We start from the raw sequence: 17,372 nt of genomic DNA on the forward strand, positions 1-17,372 counted from the left end.
CAGAACCCCCGGTCAGCGCCCGATCCTCTCCCGATCCCCCCGCCCGGGCACTGCGCAATCAGATCGGCACCCCGCCGCGGTCCCGGCGAAATCTGCGCCCTGTGGAATGGCCTCCAGATCAGCGGCACCGGCACCGCCGCAGGCACGCGACACTTCCGAAGGAGCCCGATCCCATGGTCACCCCGTTCCATCTCGCCTGGTTCACCCCGTTCAAGACCCCCGCGTGGAAGAGTCCGTGGGCGGCCGACACTCCGACGACCTGGCTGAACGGCGACTACTACATCGACATGGCGCGTCAGCTCGAGCGGGCCGGCTTCGACTTCATGATGTTCGAGGACTCGACTCTCGTCTCCGACACCTACGGCGGCACGACCGAGAACGACCTCAAGCACGGGCTGCACTCGCCCAAGGGCGACCCCGTGCCGCTGCTGCCGGTGCTCGCGCAGCACACCTCCAAGATGGGCTTCATCGCGACGATGTCGACCAGCTTCTACCCGCCGTTCATCCTCGCCCGCACCATGGCCACGATGGACCACCTGACGAAGGGCCGGGTCGGCTGGAACATCGTCACCTCCTCCGAGGATCTCGCAGGGCAGAACTACGGTCTCGACCACCTGCTCCCCCACGACGAGCGCTACGCGATGGCCGAGGAGTACGTCACCGTCGTGAAGGCGCTCTGGGACTCGTGGGAGCCCGGCGCGATCGTCGCCGACCGCGAGACCGGCGTCCTCGCCGATCACACGAAGGTGCACCCCATCCACCACGAGGGGAAGTACTTCAAGGTCCGCGGCCCGCTCAACCTGCCCGCCGGCCCGCAGGGGCACCCCGTGCTCTGCCAGGCGGGCGGCTCCCCCGCCGGTCGCGACTTCGCGGCCAAGCACTCCAACGTGCTGCTCTCGCAGCCCAGCGGAGTGGAGGGGATGAAGGAGTACCGCGACGACATCCGCGCCCGTGCCGCCGCCCACGGCCGCAACCCCGACGACGTGAAGGTGATGTACATCATCCAGCCGGTGCTCGGCGAGACGCAGGCCGACGCCGAGGAGCTCGCGCGCCGCCGCTACGAGCTCACGCAGGACCAGATCGAGACGGTCCTCGGCATCATGTCGATCACCACCGAGGTCGACTTCAAGCAGTTCGACCTCGATCAGCCGCTGCCCGACGACGTCACGACCAACGGCCACCAGTCGGGGCTCGCATCGTTCAAGAAGCGGGCCGCCGGCAAGACGATCCGCGAGGCGCTGATGGGCCAGTCGTCCGAGTCGGTGAAGCTGGTCGGCACGCCCGACTCCGTCGCCGAGCAGATGGAGGAGGTCGTGGACTTCGTCGGAGGGGACGGCTTCCTCGTCCGCGGCGAGCCGGTGCGCACGCACTCGCGCCGCTACATCGACGAGATCGCGAGCGGGCTCGCCCCCGCGCTCCGCCGCCGCGGCCTGATCCGCTCCTCCTACGACGAGCCCACCTTCAAGGCGAACCTGGCGGCGTTCTGATGGTCGCCCCGTTCCACCTCGGCTGGTTCCTCAACGGCACCTCGGTGCCCGCCTGGGGTCAGGAGTTCTCGGGCGCGATCGGCACGCGGTGGCAGCAGGCCGAGATCTTCGTCGACCTCGCGCGGGCGATGGAGCGGGCGCGCTTCGACTACGTGCTGATCGAGGACAACACCTTCGTCGGCGACCGCTACGGCGACTCGATGGAGCTCTACCTCAAGCACGCGTTCCAGACCCCGCGGCAGGATCCGATGGTCACCGCGACCCTCCTGGCGCAGGCGACGGAGCGGCTCGGGATCATCGCGACGGCGGGCACCTTCGCCTACCACCCGTACATGCTGGCGCGCCTCACCGCGTCGATCGACCAGGTCTCGAAGGGCCGGATGGGCGTGAACGTCGTCACCGGCACCTCCGACCGCGCGCTGCAGAACTACGGCTTCGACGGCATGGACGAGCACGACTCGCGCTACGACGTCGCCGAGGACTTCCTGAAGGCGTCGATCGCACTCTGGGACACCTGGCAGCCGGGCGCCGTGGTCGCCGACTCCGACACCGGCTACTGGGCCGATCACACGAAGGTGCGCCGGGCCGACTACCGCGGCAGCCACTACTCCAGCCGCGGCCCGCTCAACACGGGGCCGCTGCCGCAGGGCCGCCCGGTGATCTCGCAGGCCGGAGGCTCGCCCCGCGGCATCGCGTTCGCCGCGAAGTACGCCGACACCATCGTCGCCATCCACGCCACGGCCGAGTCGATGAAGGCCTACCGCGACAAGGTCCGCGCGGCGGCGATCTCGTTCGGCCGCGACCCCGACGACATCAAGGTGCTCTTCGGAGTGGGCCCGATCGTCGGATCCACGCAGGCCGAGGCGGAGGAGCGCGTGCGCCTGCGCCGCGACGACATCGCCGAGAACATCGAGGTGCACCTCGCCGCGATGGCGAAGTCGACCGACATCGACTTCGCGCAGGTCCCGCTCGACGTGCCGCTCGGCTCCCTCGAGCTGCAGACGAACGGCACGCAGCAGCTCAGCGACTTCGTCACGCGCAACGCCACGAAGACGCTCCGCGAGGCCGTGGTCTCGCGCGGAGTCGGCAACGGCCCGGTCATCGCCGGCACTCCCGAGACGGTCGCCGATCAGCTCGAGGAGATGATGCGCGTCGCCGGCGGAGACGGCTTCCTCATCTCGACCAGCGGCGTCACCCGCCGCTTCATCGCCGAGATCTGCGACGGACTGGTCCCCGAGCTGCAGCGCCGCGGACTCACGCGACGCGAGTACTCGTTCGACCAGCTGCGCGACAACCTGCTCGAGTTCTGATGCCCAGGAGGGCCACCGTGCGCGGATACGTCGACACCGACTGGGGTCAGATCCACTACCGGAGGAGCGGCACCGGCACTCCGGCGCTCGTGCTGCTGCACGAGTCGCCCCGCACCTCCGCCGTCTACGAGCCGGTCCTGGAGGCGCTCGGCACGCACGCGACGACGATCGCGTTCGACACCCCCGGCTTCGGCCAGAGCGACTCGGCGCCCGCCGATCAGCCGCTCGCCGAGTACGCGCGGATCCTCGTGCAGGCGCTCGACGCGCTCGGCGTGGACGAGTTCGTGCCCGTCGGCATGAAGACCGGCAGCTCGCTCGCGACGGCGCTGGCGGTGTCGCTCCTCGGCACCGGCCGCGTGCGGCGCGCCGTGCTCTACGCCCTCGAGGAGCCCGACGAGGAGTCGACCGAGTACTGGGCCGAGAACTGGGCGCCGGAGCTGCCCGTCACGGCCGACGGCGCCGTGCTGCAGTACCTGTGGCAGAAGAACATCGGCCTCTACGGCACCGACGATCCGCGCGCGCTGATCGGCTGCGTCGCCGACACCCTCGGCAACCTCGAGCGCTACAACTCGATCTACCCCGCGGTGTTCCGCGGCCGCGCGACGACCTGGGCCGACAACCTCGCGCTCGTCGAGGCAGGCGTCGAGCTGACCGTGCTGCGCCCGCCGTGGGCGCGGATGACCCTCGACATCCCGATCGAGTTCACCGACATGCCCGGCACCCGCGTCGTCGAGATGCCGGTGAGCGGCCAGTTCCCCGCCAGGGCTCCTCGCGAGTTCACCGCGGCCGTCCTCGCGGGCGCCGGCCTGGGGTCGTGACCGCGGGAGTCGCCGCACCGGCCCTGGCGCGCGAGGTGCGCGCGCCGCTCGCGGGCCTGATGATCGCCCAGTTCGTCGCCGGCCTCTCGGCGACGATCGTCGCGACCAGCATCCCCACCGTGATGCGCTCCCTCGAGGGAGCCGCCGGCCTCTCGACCTGGCTGGTGGCCGCCACGATCCTCGGCAACACCGCGACGACTCCGCTCTGGGGTCGCCTCGCCGACCTGGTCGCGCCGAAGCGGATCCTGCAGAGCGCGATCGCGGTCTTCATCGCGGGTTCGCTGCTCGCCGCGCTCGCCCCGTCGACGGCCGTGCTTCTGACGGCGCGGGCGCTGCAGGGCATCGGCCTCGGAGGCACCGCCGCCGTCTCGATGGCCGCCGTCGCCCTGCTCGTGCCGCTACGCGAGCGCGGCCGCGTCAACGGATCGCTGCAGGCGCTGCAGACCTCGGCGACGATCCTCGGCCCCATCGTCGGCGGCCTGGTCGTGCAGACCCTCGGCTGGCGCTGGTGCTTCGTCGTGGCGCTGCCCCTCGCCGTCGCCTCCTTCGCGGTGCTGACCGCCTCCCTGCACGTGCGCCTGCCCCTGACGTCACGCGGCGGCCGGACCGATTACGCGGGCGCCCTGCTGATCGCGACCGGTGTCCCCGCGGCGCTGATCGCGCTGACACTCCTGGGCGAGCGCTCCTTCGGAGTCGCCCTGCTGGGCTTCGGCGCGTTCGGCGCCGCGGCCCTGATCGCCCTCGTGATCGTCGAGCTGCGGGTCGCCGCGCCGATCATCCCGTTGCGGCTCCTCGGCGGCCGGGTGACGCTGGTCTGCGCGTCGGCCGCCCTGCTGCTCGGCTCCACCCTGTTCGGAGGCTCGGTCTTCGTCACGCAGTACCTGCAGATCGGCCTCGGCATCGACCCCGCCCCGGCCGGCCTGCTGCTCGCGCCCATGGCGCTCGGCGCGGTCGTCGCCTCCTGGACCGCAGGCCGCCGCATCACCCGGACCGGCAGGCTCAAGGGAGTGCTGCTGCTGGCCGCGTCGGCGATGCTCCTCGGGAACGCGGCGCTCGCCCTGGCGCCGCTCGCTCCCCTCCCGTTGGCGTTGGGAGGCGCGCTGCTGCTGGCCGCCGGCCTCGGCATGACCCTGCAGAACCTGGTGCTCGCCGCGCAGACCGTCGCCCCGCTCGGCCGCACGGGCTCGGTGAGCGCCGCGATCGTGTTCTTCTTCACCCTCGGCGGCACCGTCGGCCTCGTCGGCTACGGCGCGGCGCTGTCGGCCCGGCTCGCGGTGCTGACGCGGGCGGGGGCGTCGGAGGCGGAGGCCTACGCGCTCGGGCTGCCGCTGGTGTTCGCGCTGTCGGCCGTCGCCGCCGGGGTGGCGCTCGCGGCGCTGGCGCTGCTGCCGGCGGTGCGGCTGCGCGACCTGGAATGAGTCACCGTATTCGAACCCTTCGTGACACAAGGTCCGTGCAACAGAGACAGCGGAGATGCTTCTGCATGTTGCTTACATCCCTCCCACCGCAACACAAGTCGCTCCCAGCACGACCGGTGCCGTTCACCGCGCGAATCCGCACGTCCTGCGCCGAAGGTATTGACGACCACCACGCGTCCTTCGTTGCACCTGCGCAGAGCCGGGAGGAGCTAGATTCCCAGTGTGTCCACACTTCAGCCTGATGCGCCCCGCGGGTTCTACGTCGAACGCGTGATAATACGAGGCTTTCGCGGAATCACCAATGTGCAGCTTGAGCTAGAAGCAGACCTCACCGTACTCGCGGGTCGCAACAATGCGGGGAAGTCCCGGGTGATGTCTGCGCTACAACTCGCTCTCGGCGGTCGATCGGCAGAAGTTGACGACTTCACCGCCGGGAGTTCTACTGAACCTGAGATCGACATCATTGTCGCGCCGGAGCCGCCAGCCGGGCAATCGGATGACCACGAGTTCTCCGCTGGGTTCACAGCCCTCTACGAGGGGCAAATACAGCCCTTGTCGGAAGACCCTCTACGTGAACGGTTGGGATGGCGGACGACAGTGTCCAGATCGGCAGAGGGGTTAGGAGCAAGGTCAGAGTCGCGCTTCCTAACCTATAGCGAAGGTGATCAGACCTGGCTCGCCTCCGGTGCAGCAACGACAATGTCAACTAGACAACGGCGTGCTTTCGCGGTCGACTTTGTCAACACAGGTCGCGACCTTCGCGATGAACTTGGTCGTCAAGGATCGAATATCCGGCGTGTTCTCGCGGATCTTGAGGTGCCCAAGGAGATTCGGACCACACTCGAGCTCGACCTCGCGGCGCTGAATAGTCGCATTCTAAGCGAAAGCGCGACTCTCAAATCGGTGACTGAAGAACTAGGACGCCTTCATGAAATCGTCGGAAGCATCGGAGAGCCCGCGCTCAATCCACTGCCGTCTAACCTCGACGAACTGAGTCGACTCGTTTCGATCGACCTTGATACAGGGTCTGGCCCGCTTCCCATTCGGCTACATGGCGCGGGGTCGCGCAGTCTGTCCTCACTGCAAGTTCAAGGAGTGTTGTATGACAGGAGACTTGGGAAGGATACAAGCGCGGTCTCAGCAATGCCCGTCACTCTCGTTGAGGAGCCGGAAGCGCATCTGCATCCGCAGGCATCGATGGAGCTACCCGACCTCTTACACCACCTTCGAGGGCAGAAAATTGTGAGCACACACTCTGCCCACCTTGTAACCGCGATAGAGCCGAGGGCTATCCGGCTAATGCAAGTTCGTGATAATGATATTCACGTCGTCGATCTCGGTCCGGCGACTGATTCAAATACCGCGACGCATCGCGCATTCCGACCGGCTTTACATACCGCTGAGATGGAAAAGATTAGGCGCCTCGTTGAGCGCCCTTTCGGAGAGTTGCTATTCGCGAGTACCGTCATTCTTGGCGACGGCGCAACTGAGCGCGGCTTCTTACCGGTCATACTCCGTCATGCGATCAAGCATCGGTCACACGGCGTCGCATCGGTCGACGCAGGAAGTCTAAATGGAGAGCTTGCGAAAGCAATTGTAAAGTTTGCCGCAATGACTCGAATGCCGTGCATCGTCTTCGCCGATAGCGATAACGCCGGCGTATCTGCGGTCGATGCTCTCCGCAGAATTGCTGGCAGCTATGACATTGCCGTTATCTGGATTAACGGAGTCAACGCCGACGGCACCCCAAAAGCAGGAGCGATAGAGGACATGCTGCTTGACTTCGACGAAAATTTGTGCCGAAGAGCCTGCGATATCGTGCGCCCCGGAATGACAGGGTCAACGAAAGAGGTTCTCAAACAAGCGAAGGGCAGTTCCGGCCGATATCTCGCTCAAGAATTGATCCGGTTGTATCCTTCAACTTCCGATTGGCCGGCACCAATTCAAGAGCTCATCGAATGCGTAGGGAACGAATCTTGACACAGGATCGAAGCGATTTTCTGCTTACTGCCGAACAAGCGCATGCAGTCAACTCGAATGAGGGCGCCATTGTTGTGCTCGCGGGCGCTGGTAGCGGAAAGACGGAAATCGTCGCGCGCCGCGTATTACGCCTCTTGGAGTCATCTGATGGTAGTAGCCGGATTCTCGCTCTAACCTATACAAACAAAGCCGCGGAGGAATTACGCAACCGTTTTCGGCTGCGCGCGGGTTCGCTGGGAGAATTGGTAACCACCGAGACACTACACGGTTTCGCGCATGCACTCGTGCAGCAGCACGGAACCCGAATTGGTCTCCCGATCGATCCGGAGCTACTGGTCCGCGACGAAGATCGCGTTGAACTCCTCGCGAGGTGGCTAGCGAGTGAAAGACTCGCCCCTTCCGAGGACGCCCTTGCTTTTTTACGTGAAGTGGATTTGAGCCGCGCGCGCCTCCAACCGACCGAGAACGTTGCGAACTGGCGCAACGCACTGTCAAGCCTCCCCGGTCTCGATTATCCGGCACTTTTTGATGCGACACACGAATTGCTTGACCTAAAGAGTGTGCGTCGGCAAATTCATCGCACCTACTCGAATATCATCGTCGACGAGGCGCAGAATCTGACTCCGGCTCAGTATCGACTGCTGACCGACTTGCTTGGCCAGGAGGGAGAAGGACCGGCCGCAGTGCTCGTCGGAGACGACAAGCAATCAATTGTGAGCTTTGCCGGCGCCGACCCGAGCCTACTCAAGCGTTTCGTTGCCGACCACTCTGCAAAGGTGATCAGGTTGCAAGAGAATTTTCGTTCTGCTCGGGTCTTGAGCGCCCTAAGCGATAGCGTTGCGCGGGACCTCGACCAGCGTCTGGCTCCAACTCGAACCCACCCTGCGGCCGGGGCACTTAGCTTCCAGGCTTTAGAGAACGAGGCCGCCGAAGGGACGTTCGTCGCGGACTGGGTCGCTTCGCTTCTGGGAGAAGGACTGCCCCAACATTCGCTTGCTCCTGGTGAATCGCCATCGATCAAGGAGGATGAAATTGCGATACTGGGAAGGTCGGCCTCCACGCTTCGCGAGGTAGCGTTGGCCCTCGACGGTCGTCAGATAAAATATGCTGCGTCAAGCAGCTCCGGCGATTGGCTCGAAGGCTCCGTCGGTCGGCTCGTGTTAGAGATTATTGCACTTCGTGCGGCACCAGATCAGGTTTCGACTCGATGGCGCCTAAGTAGACTTCTTGCCGTACCAGAAGAGGAGCTGGTAACGCCCCAACAGGTCAGAGTTGCAATTCGCGATCAGCCCAATGAGATGATGGCCTCAGTATCGAGATTATTCGAGGCTAACTCTATTGCGGAACTGCTCGCGCGCCTAAGTGAGATTGAAGTTCCTCGATCTGCAGATGTCGCTGAGTTGGCAGGCTGGGAAGCTGATTCAGCAGAGCTTCGCGCTGCCTGGCTCGACTTTACAACAGTCACCGACAAAATTGCTCAAACATGGAGTAACTTCCGTCGCTTTTGCTCGCACCGGCAGCGTGGAGCCGCGCTGAGCGGCGTGCAACTTCTCACCATCCATAAAGCACAGGGTCGTGAGTTTAAGGCTGTCGTGATCGTCGGCATGAACGACGGACAGATTCCGGATTTTCGAGCACGTACCGCCGAGGACGCCGAGGCGGAGTTGCGAACTTTCTATGTTGCCATTACCCGGGCACGGAGATCTCTGCTTCTCACGAGACCTCGTCAGCGTCGAACTCGCTACGGCATGCGAGTGGCTACCCCGTCGCGTTTTCTCAGTTATCTGCCAACTAGCGCCCGGTCCTCCGTCGAAAACTAAATATGCTTTCATTAGGAGCTTAAGATGGCGGCCCTTTCACAAAAAAGGGCCAATTGCAGACCCCACGAGCTCGAAGACCGCGCGCTCCGTCTCGACGCCGTTGATCTGCAGGGCGATCGCGTGCGCTCCGGCGTAGTACCTCCGCGTGGTGATCGCCCGGAACGAGTGCGCGCGCCGCACCTCGAGCGTCTCCCCCGGACGAACGGTGGCGGTCGTCAGCTTGAAGGTCTTCGACGTCTGGCCGCCGTTGGCCTTGCGGTGGTGCACGACGTAGTCGACGGCCAGGCGCAGGTCGTCGCCGCCGGTGTTGCGGAGGCCCGCGCGGAACTCGACCGACTCGCCCATCGCGACGACGGCGCGGTCGAGGTGCGGTCCGTCGATCTCGAGCGCGTCGCCCGCGGAGGCGAAGCCCAGCAGAGCGAGCGCACCCGGGTCGCCGCGCTTGACCAGGGTGCGCAGGCCGTGGCGCACGACCCGCGCCGTGTGCTCGTCGGGGTCCGCGAGCCAGCGCACGGCCGTCGCGGTGACGAGCTCGGGGACGTCGCGGCTGAGGTCGTTGAGGTGGTTGGCGACCGAGCGCCGGACGTACTCGGACTCGTCGCGGTACAGGCCGTCGAGGATCGGCACGGTGACACCGGGTCGGCCCGTCAGCTCGGGGACGCGCACCGACCACGGCAGGTACGGGCGCGTGCCCTCCGAGGCGAGGCGGCGCACGTGCTCGTCGCTCGAGGCCGTCCAGGTCGCGATCGTGCCGAGCGCGCGGTCGAGGTCGTGGCGGAGGAGGGTGCGGATCGCGAACTCGGAGGTGAGGAGGCCGGTCAGCTCCGCCAGCAGCGCCAGCGCGTCGTCGAAGGAGTCGTCGGCGACGCCCCTGCTCGCCACCGCCGCGGTGACCGGCCAGATCATCCAGCCGCGGAAGGTCGGAGTCGCCGAGCGCGCCGCGCGGACGACCGACGCCAGATCCGCGTAGCTCCCGGGGACGTCCGCGAGCAGGGCGTCGCGCAGCAGGTCGGCGCGCTCCCGGAGCGCGAGGCCGGCGAGGCGGGCGCCGGCAGCCGCCAGCGCGGGAGCACCGGGCGGCGACACCAGCGCCACGGCGGCGGCGAGGTCGTCGGCGGTTCCGGAGTCGATCAGCTGGTCGGCGAAGGGCACGGCGGGTCCTCTCAGTGCGCGGGGCGATCTTAGGTGGTTCTCCGCGTTCGGGACTGCTGCCACCCGCACCACAACGGGTGGCGCCGCTGTCAGAATCCGGAGCATGGACCAACCGCGACCGGACGAGCTCGCCGAGCTGAGACGGCGGGCCTACGGCCGAGCCCCCGACATCGACCGGGATCCCGAGGCCCTCGCCCGCCTCCGCGCTCTCGAGGCGGGCGAGCGCCCGGACGAGGAGCGGCCGGCTGGACAGGAGCCCGCTGCATCACCGCCGGAGGAGAGCGGAGTACCGGAGGCCGACTCCGCTCCCCCTCCTGCACCCCGCCGGCGGATCGCCCTGCTCTGGACCGCCTCGATCCTCGCCAGCGCGCTGCTCGCCGCCGGAGCGACCGCCGGCGTCACCGCCTGGGTGGCCGATCGCTCGGGCCCGCCGGGGCGGGAGGTGGCGACCCTGACGCTGACGAACAGCGGCGACGTCCCGGGCTGGGTGAACAGCGGCCTGGCCGACTCCCTGGTCTCCGAGGACTTCCACGGGCTCAGGGTCCTGAAGCAGCCGAGCGGCGAGGACGGCGGCTCGTGCATCTACGTCCTGCAGTCGGCCACGTCGGACGGCGACGCGTACGGCGGGCTCGCCTACAGCGGAGTGTCGTACAGCGGCTGCACCGCCGGCCCGTTCCCCGCAGTGGCGCAGCTGATCGTCACCGCCGCGCAGCCCGACGAGCTGCGCGACGCCTTCTCGGAGGGCAGCGCGCTCCGGTTCGTCCTCGAGGGCGAGACGGTGCACGTGAGCACCGGCTGACCGCCGGCCCTCGGGCTCAGGCGACCGAGCGGAGGTGGCGGAACGCCGAGCCGTGGAACACGAGCGGCTCGATCGTCTCGTCGTTGTGCAGGGCCGTGACCTGCAGCAGCACCACGTGGTGGTCGCCCGCCGGGATCTCCTGGAAGATCGAGCACTCGAGCCAGAGCGGCGACCCGTGCACGAACACGGCGCCCGCCTCGCTCTTCTCGATCTCGAGGCCCTCGAAGCGGCCGGCCTTGTTGCGGGAGGCGAGCTGCCGCGCCGCGCCGTCGTGGCCGGCTCCCATCACCGAGACGCCGAGACGACCCGCCGCGCGCAGCACCGGCCAGGTGGTCGACGAGTTCTGGATGGCGAACATCACCAGCGGCGGGTCCATCGAGACGCCGACCGAGAAGGAGGAGGCGACCATCCCCTCGAGGTTCCCGTCGACCTCCGCGGCGAAGGCGGCGACTCCGGACGGGAAGTGCGAGAAGGCCTGGCGGAGCAGCTGCGGATCGGGCGAGTAGGTCTCGAGACTCATGGCGCAGAAGTCCTTTCGGTCAGAAGAGCACGGCGGGGTCGGGCACGATCCTGACAGTCGAATGTTGAATCCGGATTGCGCCGGTGGCGGGATCCACGACGGTCGGGCGGAGGCGCTCTCGCGCCGTTCGCGAGGGCCGCGGATCCGCGTGATCACGCGCTTCCCGCCCCGGATTCGCCTCCTGCGCGACCCCCACTCACGAATCCGCCTCCCGATTCCGCCGCCTCCGCCCATCCTCGCTGATCGAGCCCGCAGCCCGCGCAGCGGGCGTACTCGACCAGCAGGGGGGGGGGGAGCGGCCGCATCTGGATCTCCGCCGACACGCGCGCCGAGTGGCGGACACCGCCCCGATCCGCGCCACGGCGGCGATCGAGGGCTGCGCAATCCAAGCTTCACGCCGCCGCAATCAGCGGGCGTCACCGCGGCTCCTACGCTCCTGACTCATCGACCGGGCACCCGTCCCGGCCCACGAGAGGAGGTGACGGCCGTGCTGCGATTCCTCGGCCGGCGCGCCGTCAGGGCGGTCCTGACGCTGCTCGCCGTGCTCACCTTCGCGTTCGTGCTCGCCCGGATGACCGGCGATCCCGTCCGCCTGATGCTCCCCGACCAGGCCACCGCGCAGGACGTCGCCGACGTCCGCCAGGCCCTCGGGCTCGACCGCCCGCTGATCGTGCAGTACGGCGCGTTCCTCGCCGACATCCTCCGCGGCGATCTCGGAGAGTCGATCCGGCAGGGGCAGCCCGCGCTCGCCCTCGTGCTCGACCGGCTGCCCGCGACCCTCGAGCTCGCGATCACCTCGTTCGTGATCGGCTTCGTCCTCGCCACGAGCCTCGCCGTCCTGGCCGAGGTGACCGGCGACCGCCGCCTCCGCACCGTGATGCTCTGGGCCGCCACCCTCCGGCAGGCCGTCCCGCCGTACCTGTTCGGGATCCTGATGATCCTGGTCTTCTCGGTCGGCCTCGGCCTCCTGCCCGCGCTCGGCCGCACCTCCTACGCGAGCTACGTGATCCCGGTGATCACGATCGCGACGTTCGAGGTGGCGCTCTACCTCCGCCTCTTCAACGCCTCCTTCGACGAGACGCGCTCGCTCGACTTCGTGCGCACGGCCCGCGCCAAGGGCGTCTCGAACGGGCGGATCGTGATCCGGCATCTGCTGCCGAACGCGCTGCTGCCGATCATCACCGTCGCGGGCATCAACCTCGGCGTCCTCGTCGGTGGGCTCGTGGTGCTCGAGACCGTCTTCAACTGGCCCGGCCTCGGGCGCCTGATCGTGCAGGGCGTGACCCAGCGCGACTACCCGATCGTGCAGGCCGGAGTCGTCGTCATCGCCCTGCTGTTCATCGTCATCAACCTGGTCGTGGATCTGCTCTACGCGGTCCTCGACCCGAGAGTGAGACTGTCGTGACCACCGAGACGATCCGGACGCGCACGCGCTGGCAGCTCGCGGCCGCTCGGCTCCCGGGGCCCTCGGTGGCGATCGCCGTCGTGATGCTCTCGATCGTCGCGCTGGTCGTGGTCGTCGTGCCGTTCCTCCCGGGCTTCGACCCCTACTCCCAGGATCTGGCGGGCAGTCGCGCCCCGGCGTTCACCGACCCCGCGCACCTGCTCGGCACGGACGCGCTCGGGCGCGACACCCTCAGCCGCCTCGCCGTCGCCACTCGGGTGTCGCTGCTCGTCGCGTTCGGCGCGGTCGCGATCAGCGCACTGGTCGGGCTGAGCATCGGACTCGTGGCGGGCTGGCGGCGCGGCCGCCTCGACAGCGTCCTGATGGCCGTCGGTGACGTGCAGCTCGCCATCCCGGTCGTGCTCCTGCTGATCGTGCTCGTCGCGGCGCTCGGCTCGAGCCCGCTGCTGCTCGTGACCCTGCTCGGTCTCACCAACTGGGTCGGCTACGGCCGGGTCACCCGCTCGCTCGCGGTGTCGCTGCGCGAGCGCGACTTCGTCAGCGCCGTCACGGCCGCGGGGGGCGGGGGCTGGTGGATCGTCCGCAAGCACCTGCTGCCCAACGTCCTCCCCCAGGTGCTGATCCTCGCCGCGTTCGAGATCGGAGTGGTCATCACCATCGAGTCGTCGCTGAGCTTCCTCGGCCTCGGCATCCAGCCGCCCACTCCGAGCCTCGGTCTGATGATCAACGAGGGCCAGAAGTACCTCCAGACCGATCCCGCGCTCACCCTCCTTCCCGCCCTGATGATCCTGTTCGTCATCGGAGGCGTCCAGTTCGTCTCGCAGGGCGCCCGCCCGCGCCCGTGACCCCCTCCCCCACCCGAAAGGCCCCTCCCGTGACCCCTGCACACCCCCGACGCACGCTCGCCGCCGTCGCTCTCGTCGGCGCCGCCGCCCTCGCCCTCGGCGGCTGCGCGAGCTTCGACGACGGCTCCGCCTCGGCCGCCGACACCGAGTCGATCACCGTCGCCCTCACCGGTGAGCCGTCGTCGCTCGATCCGCTCTACGACACCCAGCTGCCGGCTCTGAACATCTTCTACAACGTGTTCGACCAGCTCGCCCAGGTCGACGCCGACGGCACCGTCTCGCCGCGCCTGGCGACGGAGTGGACCCACGACGACTCCCTCACGAGCTGGGTCTTCACCCTGCGCGACGACGCGACCTGGCAGGACGGCAGCCCCGTCACCCCGGAGGACGTCGTCTTCACCTACGAGACCGCGATGGCCGACCCCGCCTCGAACCTCGGCGGCTACATGACCGCCATCGACTCGGTGGCCGCGACCGGCGAGAACGAGGTCACCTTCACCCTCAACACGCCGTTCGCGCCCTTCGACCGCCAGGTGACCCTGGTGCCGATCGTGCCGAAGGCCGTCTACGAGGCCGAGGGCGCCGACGCGTTCGCGAAGGCGCCGGTCGGCTCGGGCCCCTACTCCGTGGCCTCGTGGGTGAACGGCGACTCGATCACGCTCGAGCGCAACGACGACTACTGGGGCGAGGCGGGCGCGTACCAGGAGGTCGTCTTCCAGCCGGTCCCCGACGAGACGACCCGCGCCAACTCGGTGCAGTCGGGCGATCTCGACCTGGCCCTCCTCGGCCCCTCGAACGTCGCCGCGGTCGAGGGCTCCGGCACCGTCGACGTCGTCGAGCAGGAGTCGAACCGGGTGCTCTACACCGGCTTCAACGCGACCGCGCCGTGGCTCTCGGACCCCGAGGTCCGCGAGGCCGTCGACCTGGCGATCGACCGCGACGCGATCAGCGACGACCTGCTCAACGGGTCCGTCACTCCGACCGCGCAGCTCATCGCCCCCGTCTCGTTCGGCTACGACGAGTCGCTGCCCGCGACCGAGACCGACGCCGACGCCGCCCGCGAGCTCATCGCCGCCTCCGGCTACGACGGCAGCCCGATCACACTCTCGTACCCGACGGCGGGGCTCCCGCAGATCGACCAGATCGCGCAGGCGATCGCGAGCCAGCTCGAGGACGTCGGCCTGACGATCGAGCTCGACGGCCAGGAGGCGAACACCTTTAGCGGCAACTGGTTCTCGGCCGCGCTGCCCGGCCTCTACCTCTACGCGTTCGCGCCGTCGGTGATGGACGCGGACCTGCCGCTCACGATGCTGCTGAAGACCGGCGGCCAGGGCTACAGCTCCGACCCGGCGATCGACCAGCTGCTCGCCGACGAGACCGGTGAGGCCGACGAGACCGCCCGCGCCGACGACTTCGCGCAGATCTCGGCGCTGGTCGACGAGAACACCTACTACGCGCCGCTGTTCACCGACACCTACACGTACGGAGTCGCGCAGGGCCTGGACTGGACCCCGCGACCCGACGGCATGATCGTCTTCAACTGAGAAACCACGTCTGATCAGGAGTAATCACATGACCACCATCCCCCGCGAGAGCACCGCCCTCATCGTCGTCGACATGCAGCGCGCCTTCTTCGACAACGACGACTCGCTCGGCCGCTCGGGCATCGACGTCACGCCACTGCGCGACGCCATCCCCGGCACCGTGCGCCTGGTCAAGGCCGCCCGCGCCGCGGGAGTGCCGGTGATCTTCACCCGCTACGTCTACATGCCCGGCATGGTCGACTTCGGCCCCGTCCGGGGAGCGAAGGCGGCCGAGCGGATCGCGTCGAACTCGCTCGGCGCCGGCACAGACGAGATCGAGCTGATCCCCGAGCTCGAGGCCCGGCCCGACGAGATCGTGATCGACAAGTCGCGCCCGAGCGCCTTCTACGGCACCCGCCTCGAGCCCGTGCTGAACGGCATGGGCATCCGCAACGTCGTGATCTGCGGAGTGACGACCAACATCTGCGTCGAGTCGACCGCCCGCGACGCCGGCCAGCGCGACTACGGCACCTACGTGGTGCGCGACGCGGTCGCCGAGTTCACGGCCGAGCGCAACCACTACGCCCTGTTCGGCATCGCCTGGTCGTTCGGCGAGGTCGTCGACCTCGCCGAGATCGAGTCGTCGTGGGAGCTCGAGACCGCCGAGGCCCTGTAGTGGCCGAGCCGCTCCTCTCGCTGCGGGATGTGACGATCGCCTTCGGCACGCCGGCGGGCGAGATCGAGGCCGTGCGCCACCTCGACCTCGATCTGCACGCCGGCGAGACGATCGCGATCGTGGGCGAGTCGGGCTCGGGCAAGTCGACGACGGCAGCGAGCATCAACCGCCTCCTCCCCGAGAACGGCCGGATCGCCTCGGGCTCGATCCTGTTCGAGGGCGAGGATCTGGCGCAGGCGACCGAGAAGCGGATGACCGCCCTGCGCGGGGCGGGCATCGGTCTCGTCCCGCAGGATCCGATGTCGAACCTGAACCCCCTCCAGCGGATCGGAGCGCAGATCGGCGAGGCACTGCTCGTGCACGGCCGGGCGGGTCGCGCCGAGACGCGGGCCCGCGTGATCGAGCTGCTCGAGATGGTCGGCATCCCCGAGCCCGAGCGGCGGGCGCGCCAGTACCCGCACGAGCTCTCGGGCGGCATGCGCCAGCGCGTGCTCATCGCGATCGGCCTCGCCTGCCGGCCGCGCCTGCTCATCGCCGACGAGCCGACCAGCGCGCTCGACGTCACCGTGCAGCGCGGCATCCTCGATCAGCTCGAGCAGCTGACCGCCGAGATGGGGACGGCCGTCATCCTGATCACCCACGACCTCGCGCTCGCGGCCGAGCGCGCCGACCGCGTGCTCGTGCTGTTCCGCGGCGAGGTCGTCGAGCAGGGCGACGCGGCGCAGATCCTCCGCCACCCGGCACACGAGTACACGCAGCGGCTGCTGGCCGCGGCGCCGAACCTGACCTCGGAGCGGCTCGTGGCGGAGGCTCCTCGGGAGACGGAGGCGTCCCTCGTCACCCTCCGCGAGGTCGGCAAGCAGTACCCGGTGCGCTCGGGCCTCGGCCGCGCGAAGCCCTTCACCGCCGTCGAGTCGTCGTCGTTCGACATCCCGCGCGGGCGGACGGTGGCCGTCGTCGGCGAGTCGGGGTCGGGCAAGTCGACGACCGCGAAGCTGGTGCTGCGGCTCGAGGAGCCGACGACCGGCGCGATCGAGTTCCGCGGGCGGAACGTCGCGCACCTCCGCGGCGCCGACCTGACCGACTTCCGGCGCCACGTGCAGCCGGTCTTCCAGAACCCGTACAGCTCGTTCGACGCGCGGTACACGGTCTTCCGCTCCATCGAGGAGCCGCTCCTCCTGCACCGCATCGGAGACCCGTCGACGAGGCGGGCGCGCGTGGAGGAGCTCCTCGAGCAGGTCGCACTGCCTCCCGAGACCGCCGCGAAGCTGCCCCGCCAGCTCTCGGGCGGGCAGCTGCAGCGCGTCGCGATCGCCCGCGCCCTCGCGCTCTCGCCCGAGCTGGTCGTGCTCGACGAGGCGGTCTCGGCCCTCGACGTCCTCGTGCAGGAGCAGATCCTCGCGCTGCTCGCCGACCTGCATCGCGAGCTCGGGGTGAGCTACCTCTTCATCAGCCACGACCTCGCGGTGGTGCGGATGATCTCGCACACCGTGCACGTCATGCAGAAGGGCCGCATCGTCGAGTCGGGGACCCCGGCGCAGATCTTCGACGACCCGCAGCACCCGTACACGCGGGCGCTGCTCGCGGCGATCCCGGCGCCGGAGGCGGCGAGCGCCTGA

At 68.4% G+C, this 17,372-nt stretch carries 14 protein-coding genes; 12 read left to right on the forward strand and 2 right to left on the reverse strand.

What is annotated here, in order from left to right; translation table 11 throughout:
• Positions 1 to 173: 173 nt before the first annotated feature.
• The 6 genes from GRS96_RS00065 to GRS96_RS00090 all read left to right on the forward strand — a co-directional run bounded on the left by GRS96_RS00065 (position 174) and on the right by GRS96_RS00090 (position 8,833).
• Positions 174 to 1,487 carry an NtaA/DmoA family FMN-dependent monooxygenase gene (locus tag GRS96_RS00065; protein WP_159853134.1) on the forward strand — a complete coding sequence of 438 codons (1,314 nt, stop codon included), beginning with the start codon at positions 174 to 176 and terminating at the stop codon, positions 1,485 to 1,487.
• A complete protein-coding gene (locus GRS96_RS00070) occupies positions 1,487 to 2,797 on the forward strand; it encodes an NtaA/DmoA family FMN-dependent monooxygenase (protein ID WP_159987383.1) in 1,311 nt (436 codons plus the stop codon). The genes GRS96_RS00065 and GRS96_RS00070 overlap by 1 nt, the downstream gene beginning before the upstream one ends.
• Before the next feature lie 17 nt (positions 2,798 to 2,814).
• On the forward strand, positions 2,815 to 3,615 hold the full coding sequence (locus GRS96_RS00075) for an alpha/beta fold hydrolase (protein WP_159853138.1): 801 nt from the start codon (positions 2,815 to 2,817) through the stop codon (positions 3,613 to 3,615).
• Positions 3,612 to 5,033 carry an MFS transporter gene (locus GRS96_RS00080; RefSeq protein ID WP_159987384.1) on the forward strand — a complete coding sequence of 474 codons (1,422 nt, stop codon included), beginning with the start codon at positions 3,612 to 3,614 and terminating at the stop codon, positions 5,031 to 5,033. The genes GRS96_RS00075 and GRS96_RS00080 overlap by 4 nt, the downstream gene beginning before the upstream one ends.
• A gap of 222 nt (positions 5,034 to 5,255) precedes the next feature.
• Positions 5,256 to 7,013, forward strand: coding sequence for an ATP-dependent nuclease (locus GRS96_RS00085; protein ID WP_159987385.1), 1,758 nt, complete (start codon positions 5,256 to 5,258; stop codon positions 7,011 to 7,013).
• Positions 7,010 to 8,833 (forward strand): ATP-dependent helicase, encoded by a 1,824-nt coding sequence (locus tag GRS96_RS00090; RefSeq protein WP_159987386.1) that lies wholly within the window; start codon positions 7,010 to 7,012, stop codon positions 8,831 to 8,833. Before GRS96_RS00085 ends, GRS96_RS00090 begins: the two co-directional genes overlap by 4 nt.
• Before the next feature lie 36 nt (positions 8,834 to 8,869).
• Here GRS96_RS00090 and GRS96_RS00095 read toward each other — a convergent pair whose 3' ends face one another.
• Entirely contained in the window at positions 8,870 to 9,985 is a 1,116-nt protein-coding gene (locus GRS96_RS00095) for a DNA alkylation repair protein (RefSeq protein WP_159987387.1), read from the reverse strand.
• Between the two features lie 103 nt (positions 9,986 to 10,088).
• Here GRS96_RS00095 and GRS96_RS00100 point away from each other — a divergent pair, with 103 nt between their 5' ends.
• Positions 10,089 to 10,784, forward strand: a complete 696-nt coding sequence (locus GRS96_RS00100) for a hypothetical protein (protein WP_159853144.1) — start codon at positions 10,089 to 10,091, stop codon at positions 10,782 to 10,784.
• Positions 10,785 to 10,800: 16 nt separating this feature from the next.
• On the opposite strand, the gene GRS96_RS00105 is transcribed toward GRS96_RS00100, so the two are convergent.
• Entirely contained in the window at positions 10,801 to 11,304 is a 504-nt protein-coding gene (locus GRS96_RS00105; RefSeq protein WP_159853146.1) for a flavin reductase family protein, read from the reverse strand.
• Positions 11,305 to 11,791: 487 nt separating this feature from the next.
• Between GRS96_RS00105 and GRS96_RS00110 the strand changes: the two genes are divergently transcribed.
• The 5 genes from GRS96_RS00110 to GRS96_RS00130 are packed head-to-tail and all read left to right on the forward strand — an operon-like array spanning position 11,792 to position 17,372.
• A complete protein-coding gene (locus GRS96_RS00110; protein WP_159853148.1) occupies positions 11,792 to 12,709 on the forward strand; it encodes an ABC transporter permease in 918 nt (305 codons plus the stop codon).
• Positions 12,706 to 13,554 (forward strand): ABC transporter permease, encoded by an 849-nt coding sequence (locus GRS96_RS00115; RefSeq protein ID WP_159987388.1) that lies wholly within the window; start codon positions 12,706 to 12,708, stop codon positions 13,552 to 13,554. The genes GRS96_RS00110 and GRS96_RS00115 overlap by 4 nt, the downstream gene beginning before the upstream one ends.
• A gap of 29 nt (positions 13,555 to 13,583) precedes the next feature.
• Positions 13,584 to 15,098, forward strand: coding sequence for an ABC transporter substrate-binding protein (locus GRS96_RS00120; protein ID WP_159987389.1), 1,515 nt, complete (start codon positions 13,584 to 13,586; stop codon positions 15,096 to 15,098).
• Positions 15,099 to 15,126: 28 nt separating this feature from the next.
• The gene (locus GRS96_RS00125) at positions 15,127 to 15,753 is read left to right on the forward strand and encodes a cysteine hydrolase family protein (RefSeq protein WP_159853154.1); all 627 of its coding nucleotides are present in this window, start codon (positions 15,127 to 15,129) and stop codon (positions 15,751 to 15,753) included.
• Positions 15,753 to 17,372, forward strand: coding sequence for an ABC transporter ATP-binding protein (locus tag GRS96_RS00130; protein ID WP_159987390.1), 1,620 nt, complete (start codon positions 15,753 to 15,755; stop codon positions 17,370 to 17,372). The genes GRS96_RS00125 and GRS96_RS00130 overlap by 1 nt, the downstream gene beginning before the upstream one ends.

Origin of the sequence: Rathayibacter sp. VKM Ac-2803 (assembly GCF_009807175.1) — a bacterium.
Lineage (GTDB): Bacteria > Actinomycetota > Actinomycetes > Actinomycetales > Microbacteriaceae > Rathayibacter.